The organism is Burkholderia sp. LMG 13014, assembly GCF_905232215.1.
Classification (GTDB): Bacteria; Pseudomonadota; Gammaproteobacteria; order Burkholderiales; family Burkholderiaceae; genus Burkholderia.
Genome location: NZ_CAJNKE010000259.1, coordinates 1 through 8,252, shown reverse-complemented (window position 1 = coordinate 8,252; position 8,252 = coordinate 1). Strand labels below are relative to the sequence as shown.

7 protein-coding genes and 1 tRNA gene are annotated in these 8,252 nt (G+C 52.8%); 3 read left to right on the top strand and 5 right to left on the bottom strand.

The genetic code is table 11. The annotated features are described in order from the left end of the window. The 3 genes from JYJ84_RS22240 to JYJ84_RS22230 form a co-directional block, all read left to right on the top strand. Window positions 1-306, top strand: a 306-nt coding sequence (locus JYJ84_RS22240) for a hypothetical protein (protein WP_205189478.1), incomplete at its 5' end; no start/stop codon positions are given. 22 nt (window positions 307-328) lie between these two features. After that, complete coding sequence (locus JYJ84_RS22235) at window positions 329-706, top strand: cytochrome c (protein WP_175221667.1); 378 nt, start codon at window positions 329-331, stop codon at window positions 704-706. A 601-nt stretch (window positions 707-1,307) separates the two neighbouring features. Continuing rightward, window positions 1,308-1,448, top strand: a complete 141-nt coding sequence (locus JYJ84_RS22230) for a hypothetical protein (protein ID WP_021033174.1) — start codon at window positions 1,308-1,310, stop codon at window positions 1,446-1,448. 1,027 nt (window positions 1,449-2,475) lie between these two features. Here JYJ84_RS22230 and mobV read toward each other — a convergent pair. The 5 genes from mobV to JYJ84_RS22205 form a co-directional block, all read right to left on the bottom strand. Then, window positions 2,476-3,570 carry a MobV family relaxase gene (mobV, locus tag JYJ84_RS22225; RefSeq protein ID WP_205184918.1) on the bottom strand — a complete coding sequence of 365 codons (1,095 nt, stop codon included), beginning with the start codon at window positions 3,568-3,570 and terminating at the stop codon, window positions 2,476-2,478. Window positions 3,571-3,846: 276 nt separating this feature from the next. Beyond that, window positions 3,847-5,217 carry a site-specific integrase gene (locus tag JYJ84_RS22220; RefSeq protein WP_006483561.1) on the bottom strand — a complete coding sequence of 457 codons (1,371 nt, stop codon included), beginning with the start codon at window positions 5,215-5,217 and terminating at the stop codon, window positions 3,847-3,849. A 77-nt stretch (window positions 5,218-5,294) separates the two neighbouring features. After that, window positions 5,295-5,371: transfer RNA gene (locus JYJ84_RS22215), tRNA-Met, on the bottom strand. 138 nt (window positions 5,372-5,509) lie between these two features. Next, a complete protein-coding gene (locus JYJ84_RS22210; protein WP_122946190.1) occupies window positions 5,510-7,168 on the bottom strand; it encodes an MFS transporter in 1,659 nt (552 codons plus the stop codon). A gap of 226 nt (window positions 7,169-7,394) precedes the next feature. After that, the coding region (locus JYJ84_RS22205) for a HAMP domain-containing sensor histidine kinase (protein WP_205189476.1) at window positions 7,395-8,252 on the bottom strand (858 nt) is incomplete at its 5' end.

The window sequence follows — 8,252 nt, the reverse complement described above, 5'->3', positions numbered from 1 at the left end:
GCGCATGAGTCTGGCGCGGGGTGCCCGGTCGGTGATGCTTTTCGCGGGGAAAATGCAAAAGCCGCTGTTTCGTGCGAGACAGCGGCTTTTGCATTGGGTGGCGAATCCGGGATGTTTTTCCGGTTTGACAAGGCGTCCTTTTCCGTCAAGAATTTGGCGCCCAAAAAAGGGAGGCAGTTTATTAAAAAACGGACACGTATGGCGTCTCGTGTTCCCCCGGTTGACAATCTGTTTGAAGAGATTGAGGTCGAGGATTTCGGGGTTGGCGTGATCATTGTCACGGTGCGAAATTCCGATCTGGGCTGACCCCATTGAGAGCACGGAGTGTATGAGAAATAAAGAAAAACTCATCGCAGCATTGGCGGTGCTACTTCTGACGTCGTCTGTATCTTTTGCGGATAGTATCAATGGAGAGCGGATTTTTTTGAAGAGATGCGCCATGTGTCACGGAGCTGATATTAAAGGCACAGGACCATTGGCTAAAAAAAGCATGCCTCCGACGCCTGATCTCACAACACCTGCATTCAGGAAGCGCCTGCTCGATTATCCGGGCGTCATCGTATCGTCCGTGATACTCCGTCCGAACGGGGATCTCATTCCAAGGACATTGCGAGAAAATGGCGTAAAGCTGCCCGCTTTCGCCTGGACGGCTAAGGATTTTCGCGATCTGAACGAGTATATGGTTGGTGTGATCTTGAAAAAATAATTCGCCGTATTGCCGTGCCGTTTTTCGAGATCATCCGAATATTCGGAGCGACGGTCGGTTGGCCGGCTTCAGGAATTTTGAGCCGATCCCGGGGCGAGTTTCGCGGCAAACGCCCCGGCCTCGATGGCGCGGTGATCGAAGCGTCGTGGAGGCTCGTGCCGGATAACGGGTACGGTCGCAATGAAGACGGGGCCGAGGGGCTTCTGCCCTTCGTGCGATTGGTGCGGGCGATGGAGAGAGAGGCGCGAGGGTGCCGCCGGAGATGGCAGCAGTGGCGCGCAGCATCCGCACTCCCTACCGTCTTGCCTCTGGCACGTCCGCGAGTTTCGGGTGAATTCCGTGGAGCAAATAAAAAAAAGTCGCTGTTCCTTTCGAAACAGCGACTTTCGCATTTGGTGGTGAATCAGGGATGTTTTTGCGGTTTGACAAAACATCCTTTTCCGTCAACAACTTAGCTCAAAAAGGCGGGTCGGTTTAGGAAAAAACGGACACACCTATGGTCCCACATGACCCACCAATTCGCAAGATACCTGTAAAAATTTACAGGTAGAACGGTCAAAACGTCGTCTTGAACCTATATTTAGTACGTAATGAGGTAGCGATGAGCACACAGGAAGAACAGACGCAGGCACTGCAGGGAATTCTTGCTCATGGTCAAAAACAGATTAATGACGGTAAGTTTCGTAACGCCGATGATGTTTTTGATGACCTTGACCGTGAAGATCGAGAAAAGTCGGAATAAGAATGAAGTGATGTCGAGTGAGATTGAAGTAATGTTGAATAAGATTGGTGTGATGTGGTGTTATTGTGTGAGAGATCGAAGACATAAGAGAGGCGACACATAGACTACGGAGAGAGATAGGGTAATTGAGGGAGGGATAATAGAAATACAACGGCGAGGTGGGGCAAAAACGTGGTGATTATATGGAGATGTATCTACACTTCGTGAGGTTAATAGATACATAAGAACCTAACGCAGTAAACTGTACCCCCTCGATTTTTGCCTGAAAAAATCCCTCTAAGCCTTGTGCGATAAGGGATTGATGGGCGAAGCATAAAAATAGTGAGAGATGCTGCGATCTCAAAACTTGAAAATGGGAGCAGAAAACAAAAAACCACCTTTTCAGGTGGTTTTTTCTATCATTTGACAATTTCGAAAAATTGAGTAAGTTGATAGAACTTGCTTCTCAGGGCAATTTAAAGATAACAAGTTCGACAAAATTGTCAATACCAAATTTAAATTGCCATGCGAAGTAAGCAGGGCAATTTTTTTATGCGTCGGTTAATTCTCACGATTTGGAAAATTGCTAACGCAAACTCGCACAGGTAAAAATAATCAGTGGGGACTGAAAAGACTGAATACCCCTGATAACTGGAAAAGGCGATAGCGACACCATTACTATGGTGAAAGTGGCTAAAATGGGAGTTTGAGCAAAGCCACACAGATAGGCGCAATTGCGGAACCTGGCTCAAAGGTGTGTTAAGACACTGAATCCGCAAAACAGGAATACTTAACTAATTCCGTCCGGTTATGTAGTCACTACTAATATCGGCAAGCCATCCACCAGCTTTTCAGCGGGTAGGGATAGGCTTTGCCGATATTAGTAGTACCGTAGGAACTACTACATAGAGGCAAAGCTAGAAGTACAAGTCTAGTACAGAGGTGTACTAGAAATCTAGCGAAGCACATTTAATGTCTAGCGAAGCACATTAACCCGCAGGGTTGAAATTCACGTTAGTGAATTAAAAAAGGACGGCGGCCGAAAAAATCACTTTTTAAGCGTTTTTGGCGATTTTAGGCTGTTTGTGCTACCTGATGTCGGCATTGGGGTTGCCTGCGCATCTAAGACCTCATTTTTTGCCTTTAATCGCTCGATTTCCTGCTGTAAGACCTCATTCCTGTCCATCAGGCTACTCAACAGCGAAACGTCGTTATTCTTCGAATTTAACGCCTCTGCGTATAACTCACGACGAGCGGTCAAATCTTTTTCTTGCTTTTCAAGCTCCAATTTTTTTGCCTCCTGTTCCTTTTTCTGTTTGTACAGGTTTTCAGCCCACTGCTTAATATCAAACAGGAATTTCTTGCGAAGCACCTCATTTGATTTGAGCAAAGTATTCATCATGGGTTTGAACTTTTCCCTGATTTCAGCGATGGAAACCTTGCCAGAAAACCAACCAGTTTCCATGTCACTGATTGTTTTTTCAATGGTTTTGTCAAATTTGGTGCTCAAAGCCTCATCAATCATCTTGTAGAATTCTTTAGGGTCGTGGTGCTTTCTCAGCGATCCTCTGACGCCACGTACCAACCCAAAATTTTTATTCCATTCCGCATGGCGGTCATGTAATCCCCTCAAAAAATTTGGATCATAACGTTTGGCATTCAGTGACCAGGTTTCCTTGTGGAACTCACCTTTCTGATTTTTGTATTTCTTGAACGATTTCACTTCCGTGCTGACCATGAAATGAAAATGAGGCGTTTTTTCGTCCATATGTAATATGGCAATCTTTAATTGCTCCCCAAATTCCTTTCTCATGAACCCGACCTGATGGCTTGCCCATTCGTCAATCTGTTTTTTTGATTTGTTTTTGAAAAAATCAGGCGAGGCGGAAATAACGAACTCCATCATAAGTACGTTTCCCTCTTTTTCTTTAACGCCCAAATTTTTATAGTAGGCAGTCACCCCCTCCTGCAGGGAGCTTGCGTTATTCGTGTCAATGTTCAGCGTATTGACAAGTGTGCGATTTAGGTGTGTTCTGTTTTTGTCGATGTTTCGCTGGTGACGCAATCGAAAATTGTGTTCCGCCGCTTCCGTTATTTGTGATCTTGATTTGACTTTTTCTGTTCTTAATATATTATAATTCATATGCGATGCTCCTCTTGTTTTTGTTATGTCGCACATTTCAATTTAGCAGAGTATTCGCATATGTCAATGATGCCAGCCCGAGGGTTGGCATCACTCACTATACCAACCCACTTCGGGGTTGGCGTTCGCAAGGGAGTATCCCTTGACCCTAAAAGCAAAAATCAAAGTCAAAACCGTAAGGGCCGAACCCTTACTATCCCGTTCCGGTTGCCAAAAAAAATCCTGCTCGTTGGCAGGATTTTTTTTGACAATCGGCGCTTATATTTCTGCGTTGTTTCAATGGAAAATTTTGATAGGGTAGGTCAATTTGTCCATTGCCTCTTTTAGGATTTTCATCGGTTTGTCTTGTTGGTAGTTCGTGAAGTGGGGTGATGAAAAATCTACTTTTCCTTGCTCGTAATGTCCAACAATTGCCATCAAGATAGCAGGGTGTACGTTCAGGTTGGTCATCGAGTTGATAAAAGTAGTTCGGAAAGAATGGAACACTTTCCGATCATCTTTGATTTCCAATTTGTCAAGATATTCGCCAAAACGTCGGGACATATTTTTTGAAAATCCATTTTTCCCATCTTTAAGGTGTGGAAAAAGATGGGTTGCTTTTGTTGCTTTGACTTGCTCTACATAGTCCAGAAATTTTGATTTCAGGATAACGTCAGGTAATGGGATTTTACGCACGGAATTCGAATTCTTGGCAGCGTCATGCTGAATATCAAACACCAGAACACCATCGACTTTTGTAATCTGGTCAAGCCTCAGGCTTGCCAGCTCCTCTACGCGTGCGCCCGTGTAGAGGCTCAAAAATGGCAACCAATGATAGTCAGGTTTTTTGAGAAAAGCTCGGTACTTCAGTTCTTCAAAAATTATTTTGAGGTCGTCATCTTCAAAGGGTTTGTAAGAGCGGACCTGTTTTTTGAGTTTTGCTTTTGTGGAAATCTTGACCCGTTCAAACGGGTTGGCTGTAAAAAACAGATTATTATTGATAGCGTATTCAAACAACGACCGCAAGAATGAAGTCTTGGCGTTGATGGCACTGGCAGACCCACCTAAAGCCAATAGGCGGTTCTTGTAGGCAACTGCCTGATCTGGACTATATTGATTAACATCGAGATCACCAAAGAACGATTTGAACTCGTCGTAAACCCGCTCTTTGTCGTAGAGCGTTTTCGCTACGTTGTCAATTTTCTTCTCGGTGAGATAGAGCGTGACCACGGTGCTAAACAATTCGCTTTTTTGCGTAGCCCGTGGCCCTTGTGGCAAGCCGTTAGGCACATTCCCAAGAGAAGCCCCCAAGTTTGGGGGTTGGGGGTTGCCAGCTAACTTGGACGCCAATTCAGCAGGGCTGAGTTGGCTAAACTGGGTAGGTGTCAGCCCCAGTTTTTCAATAATCTGGGACACGATATCCACGTCAGCAGGTTTCACGTCCCTGAAACTGACGGCACCGTTAGGTGCTACCTCAACGTCCAGTTTTTTAATTTTGCTCAGGTCGAAGTCATTCATCGCCAGTTTCATGTTCAGGTCTAGAGCATGAATTCTAGCCCGATGAAAGTCTTTCGTTCCAAGCGACCAGCGGTACTTTTTCTTATTGCGAATGATTCTCAGGTAGTACACGCCGTGACGTGACTGGTACAGACGGGGTAACTTGTTCATGGGAATGACCCACCAAGTGACCCACCGAAAAGGAAAAAGGCTCTGTAACCGTTTGATTACAAAGCCTTTTTTGAACATGGTGGCGAATCAGGGATTCGAACCCCGGACCTGCGGATTATGATTCCGTCGCTCTAACCGACTGAGCTAATTCGCCGAAGAAATGAATTATGGAGAATGCCGGCCTGGCTGTCAACACCTTTTTTCATCAACCGTGAAAAAAGCTGCCGGAGGCCCGTGCCGGCCTCGTTGCGGGGCGGGTTGCCGTCCACCGGAACCCGCCTGCCACCCGACCTCAATCCTGCGCGTAGATGTTCGAGTCCTTCGTCTCCTTGACGAACAGCAGGCCGATCACGAACGTGCCCAGCGCGATCACGATCGGATACCAGAGGCCCGAGTAGATGTTGCCCTTCGCCGCGACGATCGCGAACGCGGTCGCCGGCAGGAAGCCGCCGAACCAGCCGTTGCCGATGTGATAGGGCAGCGACATCGACGTGTAGCGGATCCGCGTCGGGAACATCTCGACCAGCATCGCGGCGATCGGGCCGTAGACCATCGTCACGTAGATCACGAGGATCGTCAGGACCACAATTGTCATCGGCCAGTTGAGTTGCGCCGGGTCGGCCTTCGCCGGGTAGCCGGCCGCCTTCAGCGTCGACGCGAGCGTCTTGTCGAATGCCGCGCCCTGCGCCTTCGCGTCGGCCGCCTTGCCGTCATAGGCCGCGACCACCGTGTCGCCGACCTTGATCTGCGCGGTCGTGCCGGCCGGTGCCGCGACGTTCTCGTAGTTCAGGCCGGCCTTCGCGAGCGCGCCTTTCGCGATGTCGCACGAGTCGGTGAACTTCGACGTGCCGACCGGGTTGAACTGGAACGCGCAGGTGGCCGGATCGGCGATCACCGAGATCGGTGCCTTCTGCGTCGCGATCTCGAGCTGCGGGTTCGCGTAGTGCGTGAGCGCCTTGAACAGCGGGAAGTAGGTCAGTGCCGCGATCAGGCAGCCCGCGAGGATGATCGGCTTGCGGCCGATCTTGTCCGACAGCGAACCGAAGAACAGGAAGAACGGCGTGCCGATCAGGAGCGCGATCGCGATCAGGATGTTCGCGCTCGCACCGTCCACCTTCAGCGTCTGCGTGAGGAAGAACAGCGCGTAGAACTGGCCCGTGTACCACACGACGGCCTGGCCGGCGGTCAGGCCGACGAGCGCGAGGATCACGATCTTCAGGTTCTTCCACTGGCCGAACGCCTCGGTCAGCGGCGCCTTCGACGTCTTGCCTTCCGCCTTGATGCGCATGAACACCGGCGATTCGTTCAGCTGCATCCGGATCCATACCGACACCGCGAGCAGCAGGATCGACGCGACGAACGGCACGCGCCAGCCCCAGCTGCCGAACGCTTCCTCGCCGATGAAGGTGCGCACGCCGAGGATCACGAGCAGCGACAGGAACAGGCCGAGCGTGGCGGTCGTCTGGATCCATGCGGTGTAGAAGCCGCGACGGTTGGCCGGCGCATGCTCGGCGACGTAGGTCGCCGCGCCGCCGTATTCGCCGCCGAGCGCGAGACCCTGCAGCAGCCGCATCGCGATGAAGATCACGGGCGCGGCGATGCCGATCGACGCGTAGCCGGGCAGGAAGCCGACCACGAACGTCGAGATGCCCATGATCACGATCGTCACGAGGAACGTGTGCTTGCGGCCGACCATGTCGCCGAGCCGGCCGAACACGATCGCGCCGAACGGCCGCACCGCGAAGCCTGCAGCGAAGCCGAGCAGCGTGAAGATGAAGGCGGCGGTCGGATTGACGCCGGAGAAGAAACTCTTGCTGATGTAGGCCGCGAGCGAGCCGGCCAGGTAAAAGTCGTACCACTCGAACACGGTGCCGAGCGACGACGCGAAGATCACCTTCTTCTCTTCGCCCGTCATCGGCGCGTGCGAAATTTGCCCGCCTAACGTTGCCATGAGTCGTCTCCAAGTCCCTTGATATAGATATGCGGCCGCCTTGGGTGAGCGGGCCTGTCGAGGATTATTGGTACGGAAACTTACGGCCGACTGACTCGCGCGTGCAAAAAGTCTGCGCGTTAACCCGCGTCGAATCGGTCGCTTTGTGTGTCTATCGTGCTTCGAACGTCCGGCAAATTGCCGGTTTCGGCGCAATCGCGACGTGCTGCGGCGGCGCGCGTCAGGGTTAATCCGGGGCGGTGTCGGTCAGTGGCAGGCTGATGCGCACGAGCGTGCCGGCGAGGCGCGGTGCGTGCTGGTACACGTGATCGTCGAGCGTCAGCGTGCCGCCGTGCTGCGTGGCGATCTCGCGCACGATTGCGAGCCCGAGGCCGCTGCCGTCGCCTTCGCGGCCGAGGATCCGGTAGAAGCGTTCGACGACGCGCTCGCGTTCGGCGGCCGGGATGCCGGGCCCCGTGTCCTCGACTTCGAGATGCACGAGCCGCGCCGCGGGCTCGGCGCGCACGCGCACCGTGATGCGGCCGCCTTCCGGCGTGTAGCGGATCGCGTTGTCGATCAGGTTGCCGAGCATCTCGCGCAGCATCACCGGATTGCCGTCGACGTCGAGCGGCCTGTCGTCCGGCGGGTCCGGCGGACCCTCGTAGCCGAGATCCATCCGTTTCGCGAGCGCGGCCTGCACCCAGTCGCGCACAGCGCGCCGCGCGAGCGTGGCGATCTCGACCGGCTCGAACGTCAGCCCGCTCGCGCGGTTCTCGGCGCGCGCCAGCGCGAGCAACTGCGTGACGAGCCGCGCGGCCTGCTCGGAGCTCGTCGCGATCTGCTCGAGCGAGCGCTGCACGTCGGGCGGGGCGGGGTGGCGCAGCGCGAACTCGGCCTGCGTGCGCAGGCCCGCGAGCGGGGTCTTCATCTGGTGTGCGGCGTCGGCGATGAAGCGCTTTTGCAGCGCCATGTTCTGTTCGAGACGCGCGAGCAGGTCGTTGAACGACGTGACGAGCGGCTCGATCTCGGGCGGCGCGCGCTGCGCCTCGACGGGCGACAGGTCGTCGGGCCGCCGCGCGCGGGGGTGGGCCCGGGGGGGTATAAA

Bases quoted from the DNA above. Each gene is read 5' to 3' on its own strand.
- JYJ84_RS22220 (WP_006483561.1), bottom strand. From the start codon at position 5,217: ATGAACAAGTTACCCCGTCTGTACCAGTCACGTCACGGCGTGTACTAC.
- mobV (WP_205184918.1), bottom strand. From the start codon at position 3,570: ATGAATTATAATATATTAAGAACAGAAAAAGTCAAATCAAGATCACAA.
- JYJ84_RS22210 (WP_122946190.1), bottom strand. From the start codon at position 7,168: ATGGCAACGTTAGGCGGGCAAATTTCGCACGCGCCGATGACGGGCGAA.
- JYJ84_RS22230 (WP_021033174.1), top strand. From the start codon at position 1,308: ATGAGCACACAGGAAGAACAGACGCAGGCACTGCAGGGAATTCTTGCT.
- JYJ84_RS22235 (WP_175221667.1), top strand. From the start codon at position 329: ATGAGAAATAAAGAAAAACTCATCGCAGCATTGGCGGTGCTACTTCTG.